General features: G+C 73.6%; 20 protein-coding genes. 3 read left to right on the forward strand and 17 right to left on the reverse strand.

Annotated features, from left to right (window positions below; translation table 11 throughout):
* Positions 1–182: 182 nt before the first annotated feature.
* Positions 183–1493 carry a diacylglycerol/lipid kinase family protein gene (locus FEF34_RS02580; RefSeq protein ID WP_138051675.1) on the forward strand — a complete coding sequence of 437 codons (1311 nt, stop codon included), beginning with the start codon at positions 183–185 and terminating at the stop codon, positions 1491–1493.
* 420 nt (positions 1494–1913) lie between these two features.
* On the opposite strand, the gene meaB is transcribed toward FEF34_RS02580, so the two are convergent.
* The 13 genes from meaB to FEF34_RS02645 all read right to left on the reverse strand — a co-directional run bounded on the left by meaB (position 1914) and on the right by FEF34_RS02645 (position 20199).
* Positions 1914–2942 (reverse strand): methylmalonyl Co-A mutase-associated GTPase MeaB, encoded by a 1029-nt coding sequence (gene meaB, locus FEF34_RS02585; RefSeq protein ID WP_138051676.1) that lies wholly within the window; start codon positions 2940–2942, stop codon positions 1914–1916.
* Between the two features lie 6 nt (positions 2943–2948).
* Entirely contained in the window at positions 2949–5159 is a 2211-nt protein-coding gene (gene scpA, locus FEF34_RS02590) for a methylmalonyl-CoA mutase (protein ID WP_138051677.1), read from the reverse strand.
* Positions 5156–7009, reverse strand: a complete 1854-nt coding sequence (gene mutA / locus FEF34_RS02595; RefSeq protein ID WP_138051678.1) for a methylmalonyl-CoA mutase small subunit — start codon at positions 7007–7009, stop codon at positions 5156–5158. Before mutA ends, scpA begins: the two co-directional genes overlap by 4 nt.
* A 174-nt stretch (positions 7010–7183) precedes the next feature.
* A complete protein-coding gene (locus FEF34_RS02600; protein WP_234042230.1) occupies positions 7184–7729 on the reverse strand; it encodes a hypothetical protein in 546 nt (181 codons plus the stop codon).
* A gap of 346 nt (positions 7730–8075) precedes the next feature.
* Positions 8076–8594 (reverse strand): SixA phosphatase family protein, encoded by a 519-nt coding sequence (locus FEF34_RS02605; RefSeq protein ID WP_138051679.1) that lies wholly within the window; start codon positions 8592–8594, stop codon positions 8076–8078.
* Between the two features lie 404 nt (positions 8595–8998).
* Positions 8999–10399 carry an amidase gene (locus tag FEF34_RS02615; RefSeq protein WP_138051680.1) on the reverse strand — a complete coding sequence of 467 codons (1401 nt, stop codon included), beginning with the start codon at positions 10397–10399 and terminating at the stop codon, positions 8999–9001.
* 229 nt (positions 10400–10628) lie between these two features.
* Positions 10629–12035: a S1 family peptidase gene (locus FEF34_RS02620; RefSeq protein ID WP_138051681.1), complete on the reverse strand. Its 1407-nt coding sequence runs from the start codon at positions 12033–12035 to the stop codon at positions 10629–10631.
* A 30-nt stretch (positions 12036–12065) separates the two neighbouring features.
* The gene (locus FEF34_RS40985) at positions 12066–12254 is read right to left on the reverse strand and encodes a hypothetical protein (protein WP_171052789.1); all 189 of its coding nucleotides are present in this window, start codon (positions 12252–12254) and stop codon (positions 12066–12068) included.
* A 103-nt stretch (positions 12255–12357) separates the two neighbouring features.
* Positions 12358–12930, reverse strand: a complete 573-nt coding sequence (locus tag FEF34_RS02625) for a hypothetical protein (RefSeq protein ID WP_234042231.1) — start codon at positions 12928–12930, stop codon at positions 12358–12360.
* A gap of 239 nt (positions 12931–13169) precedes the next feature.
* Positions 13170–13757 carry a PadR family transcriptional regulator gene (locus FEF34_RS02630; protein ID WP_138051682.1) on the reverse strand — a complete coding sequence of 196 codons (588 nt, stop codon included), beginning with the start codon at positions 13755–13757 and terminating at the stop codon, positions 13170–13172.
* A 250-nt stretch (positions 13758–14007) separates the two neighbouring features.
* Positions 14008–14775, reverse strand: coding sequence for a protein-L-isoaspartate(D-aspartate) O-methyltransferase (locus FEF34_RS02635; protein WP_138051683.1), 768 nt, complete (start codon positions 14773–14775; stop codon positions 14008–14010).
* A gap of 784 nt (positions 14776–15559) precedes the next feature.
* A complete protein-coding gene (locus FEF34_RS02640; RefSeq protein WP_234043041.1) occupies positions 15560–19165 on the reverse strand; it encodes a phosphodiester glycosidase family protein in 3606 nt (1201 codons plus the stop codon).
* A gap of 497 nt (positions 19166–19662) precedes the next feature.
* Positions 19663–20199, reverse strand: coding sequence for a transglycosylase SLT domain-containing protein (locus tag FEF34_RS02645; protein ID WP_138051685.1), 537 nt, complete (start codon positions 20197–20199; stop codon positions 19663–19665).
* Positions 20200–20694: 495 nt separating this feature from the next.
* On the opposite strand from FEF34_RS02645, the gene FEF34_RS02650 reads away from it, so the two are divergent.
* Both FEF34_RS02650 and FEF34_RS02655 read left to right on the forward strand, forming a co-directional pair.
* A complete protein-coding gene (locus FEF34_RS02650; RefSeq protein WP_138051686.1) occupies positions 20695–20991 on the forward strand; it encodes a hypothetical protein in 297 nt (98 codons plus the stop codon).
* Positions 20992–21390: 399 nt separating this feature from the next.
* Positions 21391–22506: a mechanosensitive ion channel family protein gene (locus FEF34_RS02655; RefSeq protein ID WP_138051687.1), complete on the forward strand. Its 1116-nt coding sequence runs from the start codon at positions 21391–21393 to the stop codon at positions 22504–22506.
* A gap of 329 nt (positions 22507–22835) precedes the next feature.
* Here the strand turns inward: FEF34_RS02655 and FEF34_RS02660 are convergent, their stop codons facing one another.
* The 4 genes from FEF34_RS02660 to FEF34_RS02675 form a co-directional block, all read right to left on the reverse strand.
* Entirely contained in the window at positions 22836–24119 is a 1284-nt protein-coding gene (locus FEF34_RS02660) for a cation:proton antiporter (protein WP_234042233.1), read from the reverse strand.
* Positions 24120–24124: 5 nt separating this feature from the next.
* Positions 24125–24595: a cation:proton antiporter regulatory subunit gene (locus FEF34_RS02665; protein WP_138051688.1), complete on the reverse strand. Its 471-nt coding sequence runs from the start codon at positions 24593–24595 to the stop codon at positions 24125–24127.
* A gap of 300 nt (positions 24596–24895) precedes the next feature.
* On the reverse strand, positions 24896–25771 hold the full coding sequence (locus FEF34_RS02670) for a phosphotransferase (RefSeq protein WP_138051689.1): 876 nt from the start codon (positions 25769–25771) through the stop codon (positions 24896–24898).
* Between the two features lie 160 nt (positions 25772–25931).
* Positions 25932–26918, reverse strand: a complete 987-nt coding sequence (locus tag FEF34_RS02675) for a TIGR03557 family F420-dependent LLM class oxidoreductase (RefSeq protein ID WP_138051690.1) — start codon at positions 26916–26918, stop codon at positions 25932–25934.
* Positions 26919–26925 lie beyond the last annotated feature (7 nt).

Below are 26925 nucleotides of genomic sequence, written 5' to 3' on the forward strand. Positions count from 1 at the left end.
CGGCCGCGGGACGAACGGGCCCCGAACCGGGCGCGAGCCCGACCGGGGCCTCGCAACGCACCGGCCCCGGAACGACCGCCGACGTCCGGAACCGGCCCGGGCAGGCCCCGCGGCGTCAGAAGAGGCGGCCGCCCCCGCGCGGTTGTGCAATGGCGGTAGGACGCACACGGACCGGAGGTGCCATGGACGACGACGGCAGGACGCGCGTGGTCCGGAGCCGGCGCTGGAGCGCGCGGCTGGCGATCCTCGCGGCCGCCGCGACCGTCGTGCTGCTCGTGGCCTCCGGACTCGGCGGCATCGCGATGGTGCTGCTGGTGCTCGCCGGGACGGTGGTGACGGCGGCGGCCCTGTGGTGGGCGCTGACCCGGCGCGGGCCCGTGCGGGTGCTGGCGGTCCTGCTGGCGCTGGCCGCCCCGCTGACCGTCATCTGGCTTCAGGCCCGTTCGGGGGTGCTGTGGGTCATGGTGCTGTGTCTCGTCCTGGGGGCGGTGGCCGCCTCGGCCGGCTGGGAAGCCCTCGCCCTGGACGCCCGGCGCAAGGCCCAGCCCACGGTGGCCGCGGAGCGTCCCGCACGCCCGTTCCTGATCATGAACCCGCGCTCGGGCGGCGGGAAGGTGGAGCGCTTCGGGCTGAAGGCGAAGGCGGAGCGTACGGGGGCGGAGGTCTTCATGCTGGATCCGGAACGTCCGAGCGACGTCGAGGCCGTGGCCCGGCAGGCGGTCGCCGCCGGCGCGGACCTGCTCGGGGTCGCCGGCGGGGACGGTACGCAGGCGCTGGTGGCGGGGGTGGCCGCGGAGCACGGGATGCCGTTCGTAGTGGTCCCCGCCGGAACCCGGAACCATTTCGCGCTGGACCTGGGACTCGACCGGGACGACCCCTCGCGGGCACTGGAGGCGCTGACCGACGGGGTCGAACTCGTCGTCGACCTGGGCATGGCCGGCGACCGGGTGTTCGTCAACAACGCCTCGTTCGGGGCGTATGCACTGGTCGTGCAGAGCGACGCCTACCGCGAAGACAAGGTCGGCACCGCCCTGCAGTTGTTCCCCGACGTGCTGACGCACCGGGCCGGACCGCGGCTCACCGTGCGGGCCGCGGGGACGACGCTCGACTCCCCGCAGGCGGTCCTGGTCAGCAACAACCCCTACCGCGCCGGGGACCGGACGGCTGTCGCGCGCCGCGACCGCCTCGACCGGGGCGTCCTGGGCGTCGTGAGTGTGACGGTGGAGAGTGCCGCCCAGGCCGCCGGGCTGCTGCGCGGCGAACGCTCGGCCGGGTTCACCACCCTCACCGCCCGCGAGGTCGTCGTGGCGGCCGACGCGCCGGAGGTGCAGGTCGGCGTGGACGGGGAGGCCCTGACGATGCCCGTGCCGGTGCGCTGCACCATCAGGCCCGGCGCACTGCGGGTGCGCGTCCCCCGCCACCGGCCCGGGGTCCCCCTCGCCCGGCCACGGCTGAACTGGCGCCGGCTGGCGATGCTGGCGCTGGCGCGCTGACGCGGCCACCGGGCGGGTCCGGGCCGTCGACGGCACCGCGGCGGACCGGGCCTCTCCGACCCCACGACGCCGCGCGAGGGCACGCCCCGGGCACGGTGGGACGCGGCACCAGGCACCCGAACCACGCACGGCCCGCCACCGGCGCCCCCCGGCAGGGCACACCCTGCTCGGTGACGCGTCCGAGATACCACGCACGCCCCGGGCACGGTGGGACGCGGCGCCACGCACCCGAACCACGCACGGCCCGCACCCGCACCCGCACCCGCAGGGCGGACGCGGCCCGGCCCGCACACCACGGACAAGGCACGACGCACCACCAGGCACGCAGACCACGCACGGCCCGCGTCCGCCCCCGTGGGGCGGACGCGGCACGGTGACGCGCCCCGCGACGCCGCGTACGCCTACGGCGCACGCTCCGGTTCACGCCTCCCGCGCGAACGCCTCCAGGATGCGCTCCGCCGCGAGGGTGGCGGTCAGTTCCCCGTCGCGGACCTGCTGTTCGAGGGCGGGGCCGAGGGCCCGTACGGCCGGGTGGCCGCGGAGACGGCCGAGGAGTTCGTCCCGGACCATCGCCCACGCCCACTGGACCTGCTGGTCGCGGCGCTTGGCGTCGAGGTGGCCGCCCGCGTCGAGCAGGGCGCGGTGCTGCTCCAGCCGTTCCCAGACCGTGTCGAGCCCGCTCGACTCCCGCGCGCTGCAGCTCAGCACCGGCGGGGTCCAGACGGCGTCGGCCGACGGGGTCTCCCCGGATCCGGCGGAGTGGTGGGCGGGGGGACGCATCAGCCGCAGCGCGCCGGCCAGTTCGCGCGCGGCGGTGCGGGCGTCGCGCTCGTGCGGCCCGTCGGCCTTGTTGACCGCGAGGACGTCGGCCAGTTCCAGGACGCCCTTCTTGATGCCCTGGAGCTGGTCGCCGGTCCGGGCGAGGGTGAGCAGCAGGAAGGAGTCGACCATCCCGGCGACGGCCGTCTCGGACTGGCCGACGCCGACGGTCTCCACCAGGACCACGTCGTAGCCGGCGGCCTCCATCACCACCATGGACTCGCGGGTCGCCTTGGCCACGCCGCCGAGCGTGCCGGCCGACGGCGACGGCCGGACGAAGGCCGCCGGGTCCACGGCCAGCCGCTCCATCCGCGTCTTGTCGCCGAGGATGGAGCCGCCGGTGCGGGTGGAGGACGGGTCGACGGCCAGCACCGCCACCCGGTGGCCGAGCCCGGTCAGCATCGTGCCGAAGGCGTCGATGAAGGTGGACTTCCCCACCCCCGGCACTCCGCTGACACCGATCCGCCGTGCGTTGCCGCTGTGCGGCAGCAGTTCGGTCAGCAGCCGCTGGGCCGCGGCGCGGTGGTCGGGCCGGGTGGACTCGACGAGGGTGATGGCGCGGGCCACGGCCGCCCGCTTCCCGTCGAGCACACCCTTGACGTAGGCGTCGATGTCGACTTCCCTGGCCATCCGCGGCTACAGCTCGTCGTGGCCCAGCGCCGCGGCCAGGCGCTCGACCAGGTCGTGGGCGGCGTCGGGGATGACCGTGCCCGGCGGGAAGACCGCCGTCGCCCCCATCTCCAGCAGGGTCGGCACGTCCTGCGGAGGGATCACCCCGCCCACGACGATCATGATGTCGTCGCGGCCCTCCTCCGCGAGCTGCTCGCGCAGCGCCGGGACGAGGGTGAGATGTCCGGCCGCGAGCGACGAGACGCCCACGACGTGCACGTCCGCTTCGACCGCCTGCCGGGCCACCTCGGCCGGGGTCTGGAACAGCGGGCCGACGTCCACGTCGAAGCCCAGGTCGGCGAACGCGGAGGCGATCACCTTCTGGCCGCGGTCGTGGCCGTCCTGGCCCATCTTGGCGACGAGGATGCGCGGACGGCGCCCCTCCGCCTCCTCGAAGCGGTCGACCAGTGCACGCGTGCGGTCCACGGAGGGGGACTCTCCTGCCTCGTTGCGGTACACGCCGGAGATCGTACGGATCTGGCCCGCGTGCCGTCCGTACACCTTTTCCAGTGCGTCGGAGATCTCGCCGACGGTGGCCTTCGCCCGGGCGGCGTTCACGGCGAGCGCGAGCAGGTTGCTCTCCAGGCCGGCCCCGGAGTCGCGTCCGGCGGCCTCGGTCAGGGCGCGCAGCGCGTCCTGGCAGACGGTCTCGTCGCGCTCCTCGCGGAGCCGGCGCAGCTTGGCGATCTGCTGGGCGCGCACCGAGGAGTTGTCGACCTTGAGGACGTCGATCTGCTCGTCGTTCTCGACGCGGTACTTGTTGACCCCGATGACGGGCTGCCGCCCGGAGTCGATACGGGCCTGGGTGCGGGCCGCGGCCTCCTCCACGCGCAGCTTGGGGATGCCGGCGTCGATGGCCTGCGCCATGCCGCCGGCGGCCTCGACCTCCTGGATGTGCTGCCAGGCCCGGTGCGCGAGGTCGTACGTCAGCCTCTCGACGTACGCGCTGCCGCCCCAGGGGTCGATGACGCGGCAGGTGCCGGACTCCTGCTGGAGCACGAGCTGGGTGTTGCGGGCGATGCGGGCGGAGAAGTCCGTCGGCAGGGCGAGCGCCTCGTCGAGGGCGTTGGTGTGCAGCGACTGGGTGTGGCCCTGGGTCGCCGCCATGGCCTCCACGCAGGTGCGGGTGACGTTGTTGAAGACGTCCTGCGCGGTGAGCGACCAGCCGGAGGTCTGCGAATGGGTGCGCAGTGACAGCGACTTGGCGTTCTTCGGCTCGAACTGCTTGACCAGCTTGGCCCAGAGGAGCCGGGCCGCGCGCATCTTGGCGATCTCCATGAAGAAGTTCATGCCGATCGCCCAGAAGAAGGACAGACGCGGCGCGAAGGCGTCCACGTCGAGGCCCGCGTCCCGCCCGGCGCGCAGGTACTCCACACCGTCGGCGAGGGTGTACGCCAGCTCCAGGTCGGCCGTCGCTCCGGCCTCCTGGATGTGGTAGCCGGAGATGGAGATGGAGTTGTAGCGCGGCATCCTCTGCGAGGTGTACGCGAAGATGTCGGAGATGATCCGCATCGAGGGCCGGGGCGGATAGATGTAGGTGTTGCGGACCATGAACTCCTTGAGGATGTCGTTCTGGATGGTCCCGGCCAGCTTCTCGGGCGGTACGCCCTGCTCCTCGGCCGCCACGATGTAGAGCGCGAGTACGGGCAGCACGGCGCCGTTCATCGTCATCGACACGGTCATCCTGTCCAGCGGGATGCCGTCGAAGAGCTGCCGCATGTCGTAGATGGAGTCGATGGCGACGCCCGCCATGCCGACGTCACCGGTCACGCGCGGGTGGTCGCTGTCGTAGCCGCGGTGCGTGGGCAGGTCGAAGGCGACCGACAGGCCCTTCTGGCCGGCGGCGAGGTTGCGCCGGTAGAAGGCGTTGGACTCCTCGGCCGTGGAGAAGCCCGCGTACTGGCGGACCGTCCACGGCTGGTTGACGTACATCGTCGGGTACGGGCCGCGCAGATACGGCGCCACGCCCGGGTAGGTGCCGAGGAAGTCCAGGCCCTCCAGGTCGCGGCCGGTGTAGAGGGGCTTGACGCCGATGCCCTCCGGCGTCTCCCACAGCAGGTCGTCGGCGCTGCTGCCGGTGGCCTCCTTCACGGCGGCGCGCCACTGCTCCTCCGCGGCCTCGGCGGGCGGGGTGCACTCGCCGAGGGCGACCTCGGAGAAGTCGGGGATCTGCGTCACGGGGCCACTCCCATGCGGTCGAGAACGGAGGACAGGACGCCGACGGCGTCGCAGCCCGCGAAGACGTAGGCGTCGACACCGGCGTGGCCGCCCGGCCGTCCGGCCAGGAAGACCTGCCGGGCACCGGCGGACCTGAGGGCCTTGGCGACTTCCTCGGCCTGCTCCTCGTACAGTGCGTCGCTGGAGCAGAGGCAGGCGACGGCGGCGCCGCTGCGCGCGAAGGCGTCAGCCGCCGTACCGGCGTCGACCGTCACGGGGTCGTGGACCGGTTCGACGCCGCCCGCCTGGAACAGGTTCGAGGCGAACGCGGCGCGCGCGGTGTGCGCGGAGGCGGGGCCGAGCGCGGCGAGGAAGACGCGGGGGCGGGCGCCGGTCGCGGCCAGGTGCGCGTCGGAGCGGGCGCGCAGGGCCTCGTAGTCCTCGTCGCGGCGGACACGGGGCAGGCCGCCCTCGTGGCGGGGCACCTCGGGCGCGGGCTCGCGCACGACGGGCTTCTCGGCGAGGAACGGGAACTCGCTGACGCCGGTGACGGGTTCACGGCGCTCGGCGAGCCTGCGCCTGCGCTCTTCCCAGGTGGCGGCGATGCGTTCGCCGACCAGGCCGGAGCGCAGGGCCTCGCCCTGACCGCCCGCGCGCTCCAGCTCCTGGAAGAACGCCCAGGCGGCGTGGGCGAGTTCGTCGGTGAGCCGCTCGACGTACCAGGAGCCGCCCGCGGGGTCGGCGACCCGGCCGAGGTGCGACTCCTCCAGGAGGATCGAGGAGGTGTTGCGCGCGATGCGGCGGGCGAACGCGTCCGGCAGGCCCAGTTCGTGGTCGAAGGGCAGCACGGTCACGGCGTCCGCACCGCCGACGCCCGCGCCGAGGCAGGCGATCGTGGTGCGCAGCATGTTCACGTACGGGTCTCGGCGGGTCATCATCACCGGAGACGTCACCGCGTGCTGGCGCTGGGCCGCGCCCGCGCCCCCGGAGACACCGGACACCTCGGCGACGCGGGCCCACAGCCTGCGGGCGGCGCGCATCTTGGCGACGGTGAGGAACTGGTCGGCGGTGGCGGCGTAGCGGAACTCCAGCTGCCGGAAGGCGGTCCCGGCCGCCAGTCCGGCCGCGGTGAGGGCCCGCAGGTAGGCGACGCCGGTCGCGAGCGAGGCGCCGAGCTCCTGGGCGGCCGAGGCGCCTGCCTCGTGGTAGGGCAGCGCGTCCACGGTGAGCGCGCGCAGTTGCGGGTACCTGTCGTGGACGCGGCGGGCGAGCTCCGCGGCCGGTTCGGTGTCCACGGGGTCGCCGGTACGGGCGGACAGGCCCAGCGGGTCGGCGCCGAGGTTGCCGCGCGCCTCCTCGCGCGGGACGCCGCGCTCCTCGTACAGCCGCAGCAGTTCGGCGGCGGCGGCCGCGGTGTCCGCGCCGGCGTCGAGGACGACCGGCGCGAGGTCGAGGTAGACGCCGTCCAGGGCCTGGGCGAGGCCCTGCACGGGCACGCCCGCGGCGCCGACGGTGAGCCAGAGCGAGGTGACGCCGTTCTCGAGGTCCGTGAGCACGGCCTCGTTGGTGCGGCCGGCCTCGGGCCGTCCGTGGCGCTGGCGCACGTCCCAGCCGCCGACGGGCCGGCCACCGCGCACATAGGGCGCGAAGCCCGGATAGCCGGCGTCGGGCGCGGAGTCCCGCGCGGTGTAGAGGGGGCTCGCCACGAGCCCGTCGTCCAGGGCTGTCGTCAGCGCCTCTTCGGCCGCCGCACCCGACACGTCCTTGCCCGATTTGCGCAGCACACCCTCGACGAGGCGCTGCCACTGCTCATGGGTGGCGTCGGGGAACTCGGCGGCGAGCGTAAGCCCGTCATCAGGCAGAACCGTCATGCTCGGATGCTAGGGCAGGGTTACGGATGAGCAGCAGAGGAGACGGCTGTGACCTTGCTCGCTGAATTGGCACTCAGTGCCGCCAAGGCAGCCCGACACGGGCGGGATGTCCGGTGTGCACCCGCGCGAACCGCACCTGATACCTCGTAAGCGGATATTCTGCGCGAATCGCCCTCAATGGCCCGCGAGCAGTTTCACCGCGATGACGCTGACCCCGATGACGGTGTCCACGATGCCGGAGAGGAGTGCGCTGAGCGGGCCGTTGCCCATGCGCAGTCCGGTCCGCCAGCCCCACAGGAACAAGGCGACGACCTCGACCGCCGCGCTCAGGAGCAGCGCGGTCCCCAGGTCGAGCGCGCCCAGCGCCGAGACGCCGATCAGCGCGAGGGGCCCCACCGCGGTGAGCAGCAGCGGGCTGGAGACGTACAGCGCGGCGCGGATCTCCTGGAGGGTCGCGGAGCGCCCGGTGAGCGCCCGGTGCGACTGCTCGTCGGCGACGAGGGTGGCCAGCCAGATCCCGAGCGCGGTCACGGTCACGGTGAGGGCGGACTCCAGGAGCTCAGGGTGTGCCGTTTCGGCGAGGGCGACCACGACGGCGGTGAGGGTGATGGTCGCGTAGATGCGTTCCTTGAGCCGCGCCGCAGCGGTGTCGCCCGCCCGCGCGGCGGTGGCCGCCGCCTCCGGAGCCGCCCCCGGGCCCTGCTGTCCCGACGCCACCATCGATCACCGGCCCTTTCCGATGGCACACCGTAGGGGCCGGTGGCAGGCTCGGGCGCGGCGCAGCGCGGTGGTTGGGCCGCTCGGGGGAAGCGCGCCGCGGCCCGGCGGCGGGGGACGGCCGTCGGGACGCCGGGGGACGGCACGCCGGGAGCCGTGTGCGGCGTGTCGCGCCCGGCACCAGCGCCCCGGCGCAGTGCAGCGACCAGTACCGCGCGGTGAAGCGATCAGCACGCTGACCCGCGTGGATCACCTGGAGGCACGGGCGGAAGGCGCGCGGTCGGGCGCGGGTGCAGCCGCCAGTACCCCGTGCGGGCGCCCCTCTCGCCGCCCGGCACCGATCCTCACGTCAGCGCCCCGTGCCGCGCGGCACGGCGACATCCGTGAGCAGGGAGCCCCCGGGGGCGGCCTCGGGCCAGGACTTCTGCTGGGTGAGCACCGCGATGGCCGCGGTCGGGAACTTCTCCTCGACCCGCTGGAGGGTGTCGCCGAGACCTTCCGACGCCATCAGCAGAACGAACTCCTCGAGGGCCGGGTTGTGGCCGACGAGGAGCAAGGTGGCCACGTCGTCCGGGGTCTCCCGAACGACGGCGAGCAGGTCCGCGGCGTCCGCGCCGTAGAGCCGGGGGTCATGGCGCGTCCGCGGACCGGCGGGGAGCTCCCCGGCCGCGAGGTCCCAGGTCTCGCGGGCCCGCACGGCGGGTGAGCACAGCACCAGGTCCGGGACGCAGTCGGCGTCCCTCAGCCAGCGGCCCGCGGCGGGTGCGTCGCGCTGCCCGCGCTCGGCCAGCGGCCGTCGCACATCGGCCACACCGGGCGGCCGGGCGGACTTCGCATGCCTGAGGACGACCAGTCGTCGGAGAGTCATGGGGCCTCCACCCGTCGGGCCTCCACCCGTCGGTGAGCGGCGACAGTCTGTGCGCCGCAAGCCTTCCACCCCCCGGCGGCCCGGGCCAGTGCACGCACGCGGTTGACGCTACCCCGCTGCGGGGAACGCGCGCGAGTGCTCCCCGGACGAGGGCCCGGGGGCCGGGACCCGGGGCCCGCACCACCAGCGAGCCCGGGGCCCTGGCGGGAGCCGGGGGAAGCCGGAGGGGCGGCTTCCCGGCCGGAGGGGCGGCTTCCCGGTGTGATCGAGCCCAGGACCCGCACCTCGCGCGCCCGGTGCACGCCGGCGCGTTGCCCGGCAGGCCGTGCGGGGAGCCTCCGTGTGACCGCGCCGTCGCATCGCCACCTTCTACCGCTGGGGAGCGCAGGGTCCCTCACGACGTCTCAGGCGGGCAGCGGCCTGCGATCGGCCCATGGGCGGGCCTTCTCCAGTTCGGCGGCGAGGGACAGCAGCGTCGTCTCGTCGTCACGACGACCGACGAGTTGTACGGCCAGGGGCAGTCCTCCGGCGGTGAACCCTGCCGGGACCGAGGCCGCGGGGTTACCGGTGACGTTCCACAGCGCGCAGTACGCGATCATCGGCATGGACCGCAGGGCCGCCCGCACCGTTCCCGTGCCCGTCAACCGGCCTTCCACGGGCGGGAGTCCGGCGATCGTCGGGGTGAGCAGCACGTCGACCCCGTCGAACACGCGGTTCGCCTTGACCGCCGTCCTCTCCCCCTGGCTCATGGCCCAGCGCGTGACACCGGGCCGAACCCAGGTGCCGAGACGGACGGTCTGGCGGGTACGGCGCTCGAGTCGGGCGTAGTCGTCCACCGCGGACGCCTCGGTGCGCAGACCGGCGAAGAACTGCGGCACGAAGGACGCGGTGGGGTCGGGGTAGTGGGGGTCGATCTCCTCGACGTGGTGGCCCAGTTCGGCCAGCAGACCGGCCGTCCCCGTCACGGCCTCGACGACCTCCGGCGCCGGCCGCACTCCTCGCGCGGCGGGCCGGGTCGACCAGCCGATCCGCAGCCGGGGCGGTTCGGCGGCCGCGGCCGCGGCGAAGGAGCCGGCCGGTTCGCGGGCGCGGAACAGGTCCCCGGGGAGGGAACCGCGGATCGCGTCGTGGACGAGGGCGGAGTCCTCGACCGAGCGCGTCAGCGGACCGAGTACCCCCAGCCCCCACCACAGGTGCGGCTGCGGCGCGGTGCTCACCCGCCCGCGGGTGGGCTTCAGGCCGAACAGACCGCAGCAGGCGGCCGGGATCCGGATGGAGCCGCCGCCGTCGCCACCGATGGCAGCCGGAACCAGTCCGGCCGCGACCGCCGCCGCCGAGCCGCCGCTGGATCCGCCGGGCGAGCGTTCCCCGGACCAGGGATTGCGGGTGCTGCCGTGCGCCGACGACTCGGTGAACGGGAACAGCCCGAACTCGGGCATGTTCGTCTTGCCGAGGACGACCGCACCCGCGGCGCGCAGCCGTCGCACGACCTCGGAATCCGCCGGCGCGGGGCGGGTGTTGGCGGCGGTGCCGAACGTCGTCACACGACCCTCGACGTCGTTCTCCTCCTTGATCGCCACCGGTACGCCGTGCAGCGGGCCGCGCTCGTCCGCGGCGGTGGCGTCCCTCCGGCCGGCCTCGGCCAGCGCCTCCTCGGCCATGACGGCGGTGAAGGCGTTGAGGGTGACGTCGTACCGTTCGATGCGGGCGAGCAGCAGTTCGGCGAGCTCCCTTGCCGACACCTCGCCCGAGCGGACGGCCGCCGCCTGTCCGGCGACGCCCGCGTACGCAAGATCGTCCGTCATGACCGGGAACGTACATCCCGGCGCCGCCCCCGAAGAAGCGCCCCTCACATGTGATGCCGATCACATCACGATGGCCGGGACGGCGAGGCGGGGGGCGCCGGGGTGGGGAAGGGACGTCGAGGGGAGCCGGGTGGTCGGGGCGGCCTGTGCACCGAGCCGCGCGGACGGCGCTCCGCCCCGCCCGCCCCCACTCCCTCCCGATTTCTCGGTCCCGGGCCCGACCAGGTACTCACGCCCAGGTCTGCGAGTAGTACTCCCGGTAGTTCCTGCGGCCCTGGGCCGTCTGGATCCAGCGGCTGACGACGAGCAGGACCAGGCTCGCGCCGATGACGCCGATGCCGGGGGCGACGGCGCCGAGGGGGCCGAGCTCGGCGGCGATGTCCGTGACGATCCCCGGCCCGGACCTACCGCCCCACGGTGGAGCCGCACCGCCCCCGGCGGCTCCCGCACCGGGCGCGGGGCTCTCGGGTGCCGGAGCCGACGGATCGGCCGGGGCGGCGGGCCGCCCGTCCGACCCCGCGCCGCCCTGCGCTCCGGGGGCCTGACCGATGAGTGCCACCCCGAGCGAAGCCATGGCGGTGGTGACCGGCTGGAAGTAGGTGGTGCCGCCGCTGTCGCAGTCGCCGGTGCCACCCGAGGTGACGCCGAGCGCGATGCCCTGGGCGAACAACGGGCCGCCGCTGTCCCCGGATTCGGCGCAGACCGTCGTCTCGATCAGCCCGCCGACCGTGCCCTCGGGGTAGTTGACGGTCGCGTTGAGCGCGGTCACCCGTCCCGAGCGCAGTCCCGTGGTGCTGCCGCTGCGGAAGACCTCCTGGCCGACGGAGGGGTCGGCGGCCCCGCTGATCCGCACGCCCCTGTTCTCCCCGATCGCCACTATGTCGGCACCCGCCGGGTCGGGCACGGAGCTCTCGTCGTACCGCACCAGGGAGAAGTCGCCGCCGGGGAAGCTCCCGGCGACCGTGCTGCCGACCCGGTCGTTCCGTCCGCGGTCGCCGAACCACGTGGTGCCCACGGGCCCGCAGTGGCCGGCCGTCAGAATGAACGACCGCTGCCCGTCCGTGACGTTGAAACCGGCGGAGCAGCGGCTGTTCCCGCCGAACATCGGCGCGGCGCCGTTCAGACGGGTGGTGAAGGTGCCCGGGTTGCGTTCCATGCGGACGAAGCCGCCGATGTCCTCGGCGAGTTCCGTGAGCCGTGACCAGTCGGAGGCGGAGACCGTGCGGTCGGCGCGCACCACGACCTCGTTGGTGCGGTAGTCCACCACCCATGCGGTGCCCGGCACCCGGGGGGCTCCGCGCAGGGTCTCGGTGGCCGAGTGGAGTTCGTCCATGCTGTGGCGCACGGTCTTGGGGTTCGCCCCGGCCCGGCGCACCTCGGCCGCCGCGCCGGGGTCGGTCACCGCGACGACCGGGCGGCCGTCGGCCCCGATCCAGCTCCCGGCGGTACGGGACGTGCCGAGCCGTTCGACCACTTCCCCACCGGGGTCGGCGGCCCGTGTGGTGGGTGCCGCGGCCGCGCCGGGAGGTCGTGTCTCCCCGGCCATGGCATCGGAGACCATCAGCGAGCCGCAGACCAGCCCGCCGACCGCCGCCAGCCGGGCGATCCGCTGAAGGTTTCGTCGTGCGTGCCTCATCCGCGGCCCCAAGGTCGTACCGACACGGTGTCACCAGGTGTACGGGGCCCAGGAAGCGGCCTGGACCCCACCGTCTATACGCGGCTCGGCGCGGCGTCGTTCAACCGGGGTGTCCACGGACTCGCGGAAGGGGCGCTCAAGGCCCCGCTTGACCAGGGAGAACCACTGACGCAGCAGCTCACCGGCGATGAATGGGACCGCAGCGCCCGATACAGCCACGAGTCGTGCTCCAACACAGCTGGCTGGACAGACGCACAGCAGCCGACGGCACACCCCTGCCTCGCCATGGAAACGACGCCCGAAGAAGCCCGTCTGACCCGGATCAGGGCCGGCCGGGGCCCGTCCGGCCGTCGGGGCCCGCCTTCCGGCGGTACCCGGAGGCGCGGTCAGACGCCCCTTGGCGAGCGGCGACCCGGCATACCTCCTGCGCGGCGCCCGGGGCCTCGAGGAGCATCGTCCCGGCCTCCCGCCCCTCGTGGTGAATGCGCAGCCGTGCGCCGTCGGCGATGACGCGCAGCTCGGGCCAGGGATGCCGCCACAAGAGGGCCGAGCGCTCCCACATCTGCACTCCGTGGTTGGTCACCAGGAGTTGGTACTGCGGGCCCTCATGAGCCGAGGGCGGAGAGTGCTCGGTGTACGGGGGCCGGACGGTATAGGTGCCGACAAGGCTCTCGCCGGGTTCCAGGGCCTCGTTCCGGATACCGCGCTGACGGCCGATCCGCGACCCGGTCCAGCCCCCGAGTCCCGCCGCCGCCAGAGCGGCACCCACCGTGGCCCAACCAGGCAGGTCGGCCCGGCTTCCGAAACCCAGGACCGCCAACGCCGCGACGAGTGCCGTCACGACGGCGCCCGACAGCCTGGCTCCTCGGACGCGCCGGTCCCCGCCCTGGTCCATGTGTGCGGCCCTTTCCGTGTGGTCTCGACAGTCCCGGTGCGGTCCTGGCGGCCGTGATCCTGGCTGTCGACTGTCTTGGCCGCCGGTGTTCTCGGCTCCCGGACGGGCTGCCGACGTCCTCGTGCACTTCGGGACACCGGGATGATACGCAGGGCCGAGGCGTGCCCGGTCGCAGGGCTCCGACCGTTGCTTCGAGCGCCGGATACCGGCGGCTGCCGACATGCCCGGCAGGACGGCCGTCAGGAGTCCCGGGGGACGCCCCCCTGCGTCTGACGGGACTGCCGGGCCCGGAGGACCGCGGCCGTCCGGGCGCACCACTCGGACGTCTCCTGTTCGAAGCGCAGGCCCCGCAGACAGGTCAGGTACGGGCCGACGCGGTCCGCGGTGGCGAGAAAGGCGTCCTCGTCGAGTTCGCCGCGCAGCCGTCGCAGGAAGCGCTCGAAGAAGTCGGTCTTGGCGGCGGCCGTGGCGGCTCGTTCGTCGAGCTGTTCGATCACGGGTGCCATGGGTGCGCTGTCCACGGCCTGCACCTTGACCAGGAGGTCGTCGCGGATGAAGGACGGTTTCGCGGCGGTCTCCGCGAAGCGCGCCAGTTCCTCAAGACCCTCTTCGGTGATGGTGAACAGCCGCTTCGGCGGACGGGACTCCTGGATCACCTGGCGGCCCTCGACCAGTCCGGCCCTCTCCAGTTTCGTCAGCTCGAGATACAGCTGCTGCGGAAGGGCGTGCCAGAAATTCGCCACCCCGAGGTCGAAGGACTTCGCGAGCTGGTACCCGCTGGACTCCCCGTCCAGCAGTGCCGCGAGCACCGCATGGCGCAGCGCCATGACTCCGCCTCCCGCTCCGTGTCGTTTCCCGGTCCGTGCCGTCGTCAGCGTACTCAACGGCATGAGTAGTCACTTCGTTGAGCGGACGGCTGGGCTGAGGTGCGTCGACGGACCGGCTCCACGCCGAGCCGTGCGCCCGTCGCCGGAACGCCCCGGGGTGGCGGGCGCGCGCCGGTCTCGCCGGGTGAACAGGTCAGCCGACGGGGCCGGTTCGGGCCGTGGCCCGTTCCCGCCGACACGCTCAGGGCCTTCACGGGTCCGTGCCGGGCGGGTACCCGTACTCGCCGTAGAGCCGTACGAAACGGGCCGGCACGATGGTCCGGCGCGGGGTGAGGCCCCGGGCCGTCCGCTCGTACAGCCGCACCTGTTCCCGCCCACCCGGACCGATCGGCTGGACAAGTCTGCCCCCGACGCGCAACTGCCCGACCAGTGGTTCCGGCACTTCCGGGAAGGCCGCCGAGACGACGACGGCGTCGTAGGGCGCCCGTTCCGGTGAGCCGAGCGTGCCGTCGGAGGCGGTGACCGAGACGTTGCCGACGCCCGCCCGGGACAGCCTGCGGCGGGCCTGGCCCGCCATGTCGGCCCAGCGCTCCAGACTGACGACCTCCCCGGCGAGGCGGGCCAGCACGGCGGCCTGGAAACCGTAGCCGGTACCGACCTCCAGGACTCGCTCGCCACCGGTCAGACCGAGCGCCTCCACCATCAGTGCCACGAGGCTCGGCTGGGTGGTCACCTGTCCGTGCGGAAGGGGAACGGGGATGTCGAGACAGGCGGAAACGGCCTCCGCACGGGGGACGAAGTCGGCCCGATGGACGCTTCGCAGGGCTTCGAGGACACGCTCGTCCCGCACGCCCGCGGCCCGGGAAGCCCGGACCAGGTCCTCGGGACCCGGCCCTTGGCCCCACCCGTGTCGGTCCTCTCGCTCCGGGGACGGCCCTGGCGACGCGCCCCATGAGGACTCCGACCGCGGCTCCGGCGACGACCCGGGAGACGGCTTCGGCCGCGGCCGCCGGGACATCACGGTGCCCCCTGTCCGGTGCGGTCACCGGGCCGCGGCCCAGGGGCTTCCGCATACGACAGCCTCATCGCCGCTCCTCGCCGCCCGGCTCCCCCGCCGTTTCTCTTCGATGATGTACCCGGGACACCCTGCCGCTCCAGGCGCACGGGCGTCCCGAGCGCCTCGGCAGGCACCGCGCGCCGGGCAGATGACGGACGCGGCGCACGCCGCGCCTTCGAGGTCACGCCTGCGGTCGGCCGCGGACGCCGCCTGAGCGGGTCCTGCCGCCGGGGCCGCTTCCGCCCAGTGCTTCAGCCCCGCGTGAGACCGAGTCCCACGGCCGGGTCCCACGACGGAAGGTCCGGCGGACGCCCGGCGCAGGGATCGGTGGGCATCATGTGCCGCGACTTGCTCCTCGAGGGGTCCGCATCATGTGCGGCGACTGGCCGCACAAGGGTTCCTTTCCCGCCATGTTGGCGCGTACTGTGCGCATCCCCGGCACCCGTCCGCCGGGGAACCGCGGTGCACCTCCCCCTTGCGCACCGCCGCGAGACCCCGCCCGCATACGCACGGCGGGGCCTCGCCGCGTCCCGCCCCGGCACCCGGCACCCGGCACTCCCCGGTCCGCTCCTTGGCCGCCCTCGGCGGACCCCTCGCGTCCCGCAGTCCGCCTCATTCCGGCCAGTCACCGCGTCGGGCCGGTGACAGCACGAGTGCGCCGATGTTCGGCCACCGGCCGAATCACCGCCGGGCGCGCACCGCCCGGCGGCGGCCCGACCGGTCCCTCACGGTCCGACGGGGGTCGCTACGCCGCCGGTGCCCGGCTCTGCGGGTGGGCGGGAGCCGGCCCGTACCCGTACCCGTACCCGTACCCGTGCCCATGCCCGTGCCCGTGCCCGAGAGCGTGCCCGTGCCCGGGAGCCGGCCCGTACCCGTGCCCGGCTGAGGCGGCCACGACGACACGGGACTCGGCCCGCGTCCCGTTCACCGTCACCGCGAGCATGACCGTCCCGGGGCGCAGTCCGGTGAGCAGGCCCGTCGACGGGTCGTACGCGGCGATGTACCGCGGTCCCGCCCGGCCGGGATCGCCCACGTACACGTTCGGTGAGCCACTCCAGTCGGCGCTCATCGGGAAGCGGGCCGGCACCTCGCGGACGGCCGCGCCCTGGCCCTGCCGGACGACGGCCGTGACGGGCTCGCCGGTGGCGACCGGCAAGGAGGCCGGGGCGTCGAGGGTCAGTCCGTCGACGTGCGCGCGGGTCTGGACGGTCAGCCAGTCCGGCCCCCCGGCCCACGGCGACTGCCGTGCCGCCGCCTGTTCGGCACGCGACACCCGGTCGACGCCGACAAGCGACCATCCGGTGAAGCCTCCCTCGTCCACCGGAGTGGAGGGCGCCTTCCCGGAGTTGCCGTTGATCAGGTATGGGACGCCGTCGACGCGCTCCGCGTGGAAGGTGCCGACATGGCCGCCGATGAAGGCCGCCCCCTTGCCGGTCGCCCGCCGGAAGGCGGTGAGCCAGCTCTCCAGCAGCGCGGCCTCCTTGCGGTCGCCGAGCTGGCTGGCCTGCTGCGGTGTGGGGTCGCGCGGCGGCACGTGCTGGACCACCATCACCGAACCGACGCGCGGATCGGCGGCCGCAGCGTCCAGTTGCTCGCGCAGCTCCCTGATCTGGGCGAAGCCACCACCACGCAGTGCGAGGCTGGAGGTGTCCAGGGTGACGAACCGGGTGCCCCGGTGGTCGAACGTCCGCTGCGCGGGCCCGAACTCGGCCACGAAGTTGTCGATCCTGCCACCCATGACCTCGTGGTTGCCCGGTATGTAGTACCAGGGCAGCGCGCCGCCGAGCTCCTCCTCGAGCACGGTGCGGGCGAACGCCAGGTCCTCGGGCGAGCCCTCGTCGACCAGGTCGCCGTTGACGACCACGAAGTCGGGCCGGGCCGCTCTGATCTCGCGCAGGGTGCGGCGGGCCTGGGCCACGACGGGGCTGTCGGGGCTGCGGGCCACGAACTGAGCGTCGGAGACGACCGCGAACCGCCAGTCCCGGCTCCGGGTCCCGGCCGCGGTTCCGACGAGCGGGTCCCGGTGCGGCGGCTCGGCGGGCAGCTCGACGGAGGGCGGGACCTCGGCGGTGAGGTCGTCGACGACGATCCTGCCCGTGTACGAGCGGTTGGCGGCGGTCTCGGCGAGGTAGAAGCGGTGGACCCGCAGGGGGTAGGAGACGCCGGCGGGTACCGCGAACTCGACGTGCCGCCAGCCGGTCCAGGTGATGTAGGGCCCGCGGAGCAGCTGGTCGGACCCGGCCGAGTCCTTCAGGTGCAGCGTCGGCCAGGCGCCGTTTCCGTCGCCGTTGACCCAGAGCCCGAACGACTGCGGCTGGCCGTCGACCGGAATATGTCCCGGCGGACTGGCGTAGGCGGCCCGGGTCGCGGTGGACCGGGTGAAGTCGTAGGCGATGTCCAGGCCGGTGCCGGTACGCCCGTCGGCCGTGGGTGCGACCGATCCTGAGGCACGGGCGGCGGTGAACGTCCAGCGCCCGGCGTCGTCGAACGACGCGACCTCCCGGGCGGCCAGGCCGACGGTCACGGCGATGACCGTGCTCCTGCCCGCCACCGTGGCCGTGACACGGCCGGCCGCGGGCTCCGCCGCGCGTGCCCTGACGGTGAACCCGCCCTCGGCGTCCGGGGCGACGTCGAAGAGGGTGCGGTCGTAGTCGAGCCGGACGTCGGCGGGTTCGACGGGGGCGCTGGTCCCGTGCGCGTCGAAGCCGAGGACGCCGAAACGCCCGGACGCCTCCGCGTCGGCGAGAGCCACGCGCGGCTCCGAGGCGCGAATGCGGTCCAGGTCGTCGAGGACGGTCAGCCGGATGGATCCGCGGGCGTTCCCGCGCCGCGCGGTGACGTGCGTGTCACCGCTGTGCCGGGCGGTGAACACCCCGTCGGCGCCGACCCGTCCGACCAGGGGGTGGTCCGTGTACCAGCGCGGGGTCCCGCCGGCGGGCCCGTACGTCTCGTCGTACCCGGCGGCGGTGAGGCGGCGGGTGAGTCCGGGGAAGACCCGTTCGGGGTGGCCGCCCCTGACGGGGTCGGCGGTGGGCGCGGTGCCGGGGTCCACCGCCGTCTCGACCCGGTAGCCCCTGAGCTCTCCGCTGCCGTCGGGCGCGGTGAGGGCGAGGCCGTTGGGCACGGTCCGTTCGGTGCCGTCGGAGGGGCTGTTCTCGACCTGCACGGTGTCACTGCCAGGCTCGCGGGCCACGAGGGTGGAGGAACCGCCGCCGTCGAGGTTGACGGCGTTGTGGGCGCCCGCGCGCCGCATCATCAGGGCGAGTTCGGTGAGGGTCACCCCGCCGCTGTCGGCCTGGCGGCCGTCGACGGTCAGTATCCGCATGATGCCGCCGTCCCGGGAGAAACCGACCGCGGTACGGGGCGCGGCGGTGTTGTTCCCACCACCCTCGTGGTCGACGGGTACGCCGTCGACCACGAGGAGTTCATTGGCGCCGATCGCGGTGCGCGGAACCTGCCCCGTGGCGGCGCGCGGGCGGTACTCCAGGGTGACCGGGTCGCCGACGGCGAGTGCGCCGAGCGCGTCCGCGCCGGCGTCCCGGCCGACGAGCACGGTCGTACCGGGCGGCACCGGCCCCTTGCCGGGTGGACCGGCAGGAGCGGTCACCCTGCCGTCCGTGACGGCGACTTCGGCGGTGCGCTGCGCGCCGTCGACGGTGAGGGCCCGGTCCGCCTCGCCCCACTGGGCGTTGTACGCGCCGACGCCGTTCGCGGGGACGTTCGCCGCGTTGAGCGCGGCGAGAGGGCGGGTACCGGCGGGCAGGGTCAGTGTGCCGTCGAAGTACAACCGGAGCACCCGGCCGACGTCACCGGGACCGAAGCCGAGGGCCCGGTGGTGGCCGGTGGAGGACGAGTTGAGCAGGCGGCCTTCCCGGAGGGCGATGCCGTCGGGGGCGCCGGTCTGGTTGATGTCGAAGAAGTCCCCGTTGATCGCGGCGACGGTACGGCGTCCGGGGCCGGCATCGTGCTCGGCGGCCATCTGGGACACCGTTCTCCGGGCGGCGACCTTGCCCGGGTGGAGATAGTCCACCCTCGTACCCCGGGTGAGGTCGACGGACAGGGAGTCGACGCGGAGCCACTTGTCGGACTCCAGCCGGTCGTACGAGTTCAGTTCGACGCCGGGGGCGAGCGGGCGACTGGTCCGGGCCGTCTCGAACCCGTCGCCGTCGGCGACGGTGAAGCTCTCGAGGCTCCTGCCGCCCGGGTCCGCGCCGGTACGGTCGGCGGCACTCGGGGCCGGCGGAGAGACGGGCCGCAGCATCCGGGCCGAGGTCCGCGGAAGGGGGCCGGGCGGGGATGCGGCCCCGGCTGCGGCCGGCCCTGCGGCTCCGACTGCCAGGGCCGAGCACACTGCCACGGCGGTCGCGCTTCTTCTCAGTCCAGGTGAAAGCACGGCGACTCCGGTGAAGGCTGGCGGCCACGCGCGCCCGGTGCGCACGTGACGGCGCTTCAGCATCGCGGCGCGAGTGACGCCTCACCAGAGGGCGTTGGAGACATCGGGGCGAACAAAAGGCCGCGGCGCCGGCGCCCGCGCCGCTCTCCGTGCAGGCGGAAGCCGCCGCCGGTTCACGGTTGGGGCCCCGGGGCCACCGCTCCTGACCGGCGTCTCGGGCCACACCGGCGCGGGACGGCCCCGTCGGAGCGAGGGCCGGTGCACCTTGCCGGAAGAGGGACGTGCGGAAAGGCAGAGGCGCCCCCGTCGCCGCCACGGTGGCGGGAACAGGGGCGCGCGTTCACGGTTCGGAGCCCGGCGGCGGGCACGGAGGCACCGGCCGCGCCGGGTGGGGGGAAGGGACCCGGGGCGGCGCCGGGCGGGGATCCGGCCCGCTCCGCGAGAGGCCCGGCGGCTCAGTAGGCGGAGTCGACGTTGTCGATGGAGCCGTAGCGGTCGGCGGCGTAGTTGGCGGCCGCGGTGAGGTTGGCGACCGGGTCGGTCACGTCGTGCTTGGTGCCCTTCACGTGGTAGGCGTCGAAGGTCGGCTGGATGACCTGGAGCAGCCCCTTGGACGGGGTGCCGTTCTTGGCGTTGACGTCCCAGTTGTTCTGCGCGTTCGGGTTGCCACCGGACTCGCGCATGATGTTGCGGTGCAGGCCCTCGTAGCTGCCCGGGATGTCCTCGGACTCCATGATGTCCAGGGCCTCACGGATCCAGCCGTCGAGGTTGTCCTTGTACTGCTTCTTTTCCTTCTTCGCCTTCTTCGCCGGAGCCTCGGCCACCACAGTCCTGCCGGAGGCGGCGCTCGCCGAAGCCTGCTCGGCGGCGTGCGCCGGCGACGGGGCCAGCGTGAGAGCCGCTGCCACGGCACCGGCGGTGGCGACGCCGGCGACGGAGAGCTTGCGGAGACGGGCGATGCGGCCGGTGGTGGACTGCGTGCGAGCGGTCATGCGGGAGGACTCCAATGATGGACTGCGTGGGGAGGAACCATGGGCGGTTCGGCAGGAGCTGAGCGATCGGCGCGGGTGGCGACCCGCTCGGCCCGGCACTCACTCCCCGGAACGTCAGCCATCGTGGAGGGCCCACCTGCCCGAACGCAAAGATGTGACGTACTACCGTTCTACGGAGAAATGTCTGATTTGACGTATCGAGCGCGTCTCCTGAAGGCCGCCCGGCCCTCAGTTCCACTACCGCCCTTAGGACGTGACGCGCCTCCTATGCCCGGCATCACACGGACGCGCCGTTCCCCACCGCCCGACACGACCCGGAGTGGCCGTGCGCTCACGCACCGCCGACCGCCGCCCACCGACCACCGACCACCGACCACCGGGGGGACGTCGACCACCGGGGGGACGTCGACCACCGGGGGCACGTTCCGGATGACGTTTCGGTTGCGACCGGGGCGGGTGTCGTTCCCCCTCGCCGGGGTCGGTCGTTTCCCAGGCATGAACGCAATCGGCAGGGAGACCGCACTCGCACCGGCCGCGTCCTGCGTCGACGCTTACTGGCTCGACTCCCACAGGCACGACCAGCTCAGCTGCCTCGTCCGGGTCCAGGCGCGGCAGGACGCCCGCGGCGGAGGCTCCTCGGACGCGCCCCGCCCCGAGGAGGACGGGGACCGGCCCTCACCCGGGTCCCCGTCGGCACACGAACGAAGACACCCCGCCGAGCCGTGGATCGTACCGCCCGGCCTTCCGCCCCGGCTTCCGTCACCGCCCCCGCCCCTCGGTGCCGACGGCTGACTCCGACCCGTGCCGTGCCGCGCCCCCGGAGCTTGGGGGCACGGCACAGCCCTGCTGCGGACAGCAGCACCACCGGCAGAGCCGGCGCTCGCCCCGGCCGCCTCCGTCGAGACTCGATCGGCGGGCCGAACCGCGACCCGGAGTGCCCCTCGATGGCGCCGGCCTCCTGGACGACGGCGTCAACGATGCGTCCCGGCAAGGGCCCCGCACCAGGGCCGATCATGTGACAGTACGACAGGTGCGGCAGGATGACTCGCGCGCCGGACGGATCCGAACGGGCCGGCGCGACGCACAACGGCATCCCGACACGCACAGGTGGCTCGTGACGACTCATCACATCCGACTCACTGCGGCAGGCGCACCCCGCCGCACCCTCCCGCATGCACCGGGGGGTACGAAGTGACCCGGGCCCTCACCCTCCACGACCTCATCGTCGCCGGCATCGCCCTGGCGGCCGGCACAGCGGCCGCCGTACTGCTCCGGGTGATCCTGAGATGGCTCGGGGTACGGGCCGGGAGAACGAAGTGGAGCGGCGACGACATCATCGTCGACGGTCTGCGGACGATCGTCCCCTGGGCCGCGGTGACCGGTGGCGCGGCGGTCGCCGCCTCGGCGCTCCCGCTGACGGCCCGGGTGGGGCGCAACGTCACCATGACGCTGACGGCGGTGCTGATCCTGGCGGCGACGGTCACCGTCGCGCGGGTCGTCGCCGGAATGGTGCAGGCCCTGGCGCAGTCCAGGTCCGGTGTCGCCGGTTCGGCCACCATCTTCGTGAACATCACCCGCGTCGTGGTCCTGGCCATGGGCTTCCTGGTGATGCTGGAGACTCTGGGTGTCTCCATCGCGCCACTGCTCACCGCGCTGGGGGTGGGTGGTCTGGCGGTGGCGCTGGCCCTGCAGGACACCCTGGCCAACCTCTTCGCGGGCGTGCACATCCTCGCCTCCCGCACGGTGCAGCCCGGTCACTACATCAAGCTCAGCAGCGGTGAGGAGGGCTACGTCGTCGACATCAACTGGCGCAACACCGTCGTGCGTACGCTCTCGCACAACCTCGTGATCATCCCCAACACGAAGCTGTCCGGCACCAACATGACCAACTACCACCGCCCCGAGCAGCACATGTCGCTCAACGTGCAGGTGGGCGTCGGCTACGACAGCGACCTCGAGCACGTCGAGCACGTGACCGTCGAGGTCGTGAAGAGCGTCATGGCCGATGTCGAGGGGGGTCTGCCCGACCATGAACCCCTCATCCGTTTCCACACGTTCGGCGACTCCCGGATCGGGTTCACGGTGATCCTCGGGGTCGGCGAGTTCAGCGACCAGTACCGGATCAAGCACGAGTTCATCAAGCGGCTGCACAAGCGCTACCGGTCGGAGGGCATCAGCGTGCCCGCCCCCCGGCGCATCGTCTCCGTCCACCAAGCGGAGATCCCGCAGCCCGAGTTGCCGATCCCCGGTCCGCGCGTCGCCACCGACGCGATGACCACGCCGGTGAGTCCGACGCCACCGGTCTGACGCGGCGAGGCGGTCCGCCCGCACTCCGCCGGCGCGACCCGGCGGTCCGCGTCGCCTGCCCGGGGGCGACGCGGCCACTCGGACGCCGCCGCGCCGTCTCGGACCGGCCGCAGCGGTGACCGGTCCGGGGCGACGCGACCGGGCACCACCGCAGGTCCGGGTCTTCGCCGGGCGCCACGTCCGGGGCGCGCTCCCGCCGCGCCGGACATGGCGCCTCCGTGTCCCGGACGCCCCGGCACGGGCGCGCCCCGCCGGACGGGCCGGTACGGGTTCCGGCCCCCTGGCAGCAGGCAACGGCCCCCGGCCGTTGCGTGGAACGGCGGCGGCGCTCAGGCGCGGTCCACCGCGTCCCGGTCCGACAGCAGCTTGCCGTCCCCCTCCACCGCCGTGTCGCCGACCGGACCGTCCGCCGCCGGTTCCGGGGTCTGCCGCACCACCGGAGCCGTCCCCGCCGGCCGGCCGCGACCGGTGAGACGGGTGGCGAGGGGTTCGGTGAAGCGGGCGGTGAGCGGACCCATGACGACGAGGATGAGGACGTACGCCGTGGCGAGCGGGCCCAGGGCCGGCTCGATGCCCGCGGTGACGGCGAGACCGGCGATGACGATCGAGAACTCACCGCGCGCCACCAGCGTGCCGCCGGCGCGCCAGCGCCCCTTGACACCGACCCCGGCCCGCTTGGCGGCCCAGTAGCCCGTCGCGACCTTCGTGCAGGCCGTGACGGCGGCGAGGGCGAGCGCGGGCAGAATGACCGGCGGAATGCTCGCCGGGTCGGTGTGCAGGCCGAAGAACACGAAGAAGACGGCCGCGAACAGGTCCCGCAGCGGGCTGAGGAGGGTGTGGGCGCCCTCCGCCACCTCGCCGGACAGGGCGATGCCCACGAGGAACGCGCCGACCGCCGCGGATACCTGCAGCTGCTGGGCGATGCCGGCGACCAGCAGCGTCAGCCCCAGCACGACCAGCAGCAGCTTCTCGGGGTCGTCGCTGGAGACGAAGCGCGAGATGACCCTGCCGTAGCGCAGGGCGACGAACAGCACCGCTCCGGCCGCGCCGAGGGCGATCGCGAGGGTGACGCTGCCCGTGGCGAGGCCGGCCCCGGCCAGCAGGGCCGTGACGATCGGCAGGTACACCGCCATCGCCAGGTCCTCCAGGACGAGGATGCTCAGGATGACCGGCGTCTCGCGGTTCCCGATCCGCCCGAGGTCGCCCATCACCTTGGCGATGACACCCGAGGACGAGATCCAGGTGACCCCGGCCAGGACCACCGCGGCCACCGGCCCCCAGCCGAGCAGCAGCGCCGCGACGGCGCCGGGCACGGCGTTCAGGGTGAAGTCGACCAGCCCGGCCGGATACTGGGTCTTGAGGTTGGACACCAGGTCGCTGGCCGTGTACTCCAGGCCCAGCATCAGCAGCAGCAGGATGACGCCGATCTCGGCGCCGATGGCGACGAACTCCTCGCTCGCGCCGAGCGGCAGGAGACCGCCCTCACCGAAGGCGAGACCGGCGAGCAGGTAGAGCGGGATCGGGGAGAACCGGAGGCGCCCGGCGACACGGCCCAGGAGGCCGAGGCCGAGGATGATCGCACCGAACTCGATCAGGAAGAGGGCGGAGTGCACGCGGGTCACTCCCGTCCGAGGATGGCCGCCGCCGCCTCGATGCCCTCACGGGTACCGATGACGATCAGGGTGTCGCCGCCGGCGAGCCGGAAGTCGGGCGTCGGCGACGGGGTCGCCTCCGCCCTGCGCAGCACCGCGACCACGGACGCGCCGGTCTCCGTCCGCATCCGCGTGTCCCCGAGTACGCGGCCGTTCCAGTGCGAGTGGGCGGACAGTTCGATGCGCTCGGCGACGAGGCCAAGGCCCGTGGTGTGGAGCACGTTGGGGCTGTGGTGGTCCGGCGTCAGCGCGTCGATGAGCGATGCGGTCTCCCCCGAAGAGAGGTGCAGGGACTGGGCGCAGGCGTCGGGGTCGTCCGCGCGGTAGACGTTCACCGTCCGGGTGCCGTCCCGGTGCGCGATCACCGACAGATGGCGGTGCTCACGCGTGGTGAGGTCGTACTGGACACCGATGCCGGGCAGTGGCGTGGTGCTCATCCGTGAGGCAGGCACGGCCCATCCCCTCTGGTCTTGCGGACAGATGTGCGGACCGCGGCACCCCGTTCGGGGACGCGCGCGGCGACGAGCAATGTTGCCACCTCGCCGCGGAGCTCGAACACGGGTGTCGGCACGTATGGACGCGGAGCCGCGCCGCAGCGAGGCTGGTCCGGGCGACACGGGACCCGCCGCGCCCCGGATCGCGCGGGGGAGGCCCGTCACCGGCGGGGAGACCGTAGTGGAGGTGGAAGCCCACCGAGAAGGGCGAGCGCATGTCGCCGTACCGGCGGATCCTCCTCCTCAAGGCCGCCGTTCGGGTCGTGGCGGTCCTGCTCCCGTCAAGCCGTTGCGGTCGAGCTCTTCTCGGATCCGGCCGAGCCACTCCGTGCCCAGTCGGCGCCCGTCGGGGAGTCGGTCGCCCCGATCCCACCGCCACGTTGTGACCATCGCCAGCACGAGGGTCCGGCACACGCGCAGCAAGTCCCGGTCGACACCCGGGTAGTGCTCGCCGACTTCCTCGGGCGCATGGGCGAGATCGAATTCGACCGGCCCACGGCAACACGTCTCGAGGTCGATGAACAGCAACCCGTTGCTCGTCGCGAGCACGTTGCCCGGGTGCGGCTCGCCGTGCAGCAGTTGCTCCGCGCCGCCGTGCCCGCCGACGACTCTCCTCAGGTTGCGCAACGTGTCGCCGAGCAGCCGCCGGTCCGCGTCGGCGAGCGCCGGGGTGTGGTCGCGGTCCGCCACGAGTTGCCGAGCCTGCTCGACCCGGTCCGTGAATCGCGGCGTCGGGACGTCGATCTCGCGCATGCCGGCGTGCAGCCGCTCGATCGCACTGGCGTAGGCGGCTGGTGAGAGCTCCCGAGGAGTCACGGGTTCGTAGTAGGTCCACAGCGTGACCACGAAGCGGCCCCGCTCATGGACGCGTGGCTCCACCCGAGGCTCGAGAGCGGCCACGGGGCATCCGGAATCGGTGAGCCGCTGGGCGAGTTCGACCTCGAACTGAGCGACCTGACGCGCTGCGGGTGCCACCCGGGCCAGGACGTCACAGGGCAGCAGGCGCAGAGTGAGCTTGTTCGAGTCATGAAGAACGATCGCGTCGTCGGCTGTCAGGCCGAGTGACGAGGCCGTCGAGACGGCCGCGGCCACCGCGTGCGGGAGCTCTGACGCCTGCATCGCCGCCTGGCTCCTCTCCCCCGGGCGCCGACCATGGCTGTGCGGGCTGCGAACCATACCGAGCGGGTGCCGCGTCAGCCAGGGCCCGCCCCGTCGCGACGCCCGCCCTGCGAGCCCCGGACGTCCTGCGCACCCGTGCACCCCGCGCGCCGGGTGGCGGCTACGCCGCCATCGCGCCGTCCCCGCCGAGCGCGTGCAGTTCGGGCAACAGCTTGTCCTCGGCCCATGCCAGAAAGTCGTGCTGGGTGCTGCCCCCGATCTGCACGAGGGCGACCTCGGTGAAACCCGCGTCGACGAAGCCGCGCACCGCCTCCACGACCGCCTCCGGGTCGTCTCCGCAAGGGATGGCCTCCGCCACGTCCTCGGGCCGCACGCACCGGGTGGCCGCTGCGAACGAGTCGGGGTGCGGAAGTTCCGCATTCACCTTCCAGCCCATGCCGAACGACTTGAACTGTTCGTGCGCGCGACGCACGGCGACGTCACGGTCGGTGTCGTAGCAGATGGCCATCTGCCCGACGCGGGGCTTGCCCGCTCCCCCGGCGCGCGCGAAGGACTCGGTGAGGGAACGCGCGGGCTCGACCGCGATCATGAGGTCGGCGAGCCGCCCCGCGAGTCCGCAGGAGCGGTCGCCCGAGACGGCGACGCCGATCGGCGGCGGTTCGTCCGGCAGGTCCCACAGTTTGGCGGAGTCCACGGTGAAGTAGCCGCCGCGCCTGCTGACGTGCTCCCCGCGGAACAGTTCCCTGATGATCCCGACCGCCTCGCCGAGCATCTCCAGGCGCATGTCGGCGGGCGGCCAGTCCCCGACGACGTGCTCGTTGAGGTTCTCCCCCGATCCCAGTCCGAGCCGGAACCGCCCCTCCGACAGGATCTGGAGCGTTGCCGCCTTCTGCGCCACGACCGCCGGGTGGTACCGCATCGTCGGGCACGTGACGAAGGTCATCAGCGGGATCTCGGAAGTGGCCTGCGCCGCCGCGCCGAGGACGCTCCACGCGTACGGCGAGTGCCCCTGGGCACGCAGCCGGGGAAAGGCGCGGTCGGAGGTCACGGAGAAGTCGAACCCGACGTCCTCCGCGTGCATCAGGTGATCGACCAGCTGTCGGGGGCCGGCCTGCTCGGTCATCATCGTGTATCCGATTTGCACCATATTGCCT

The organism is Streptomyces marianii, from assembly GCF_005795905.1.
GTDB classification, from domain to species: Bacteria; Actinomycetota; Actinomycetes; order Streptomycetales; family Streptomycetaceae; genus Streptomyces; species Streptomyces marianii.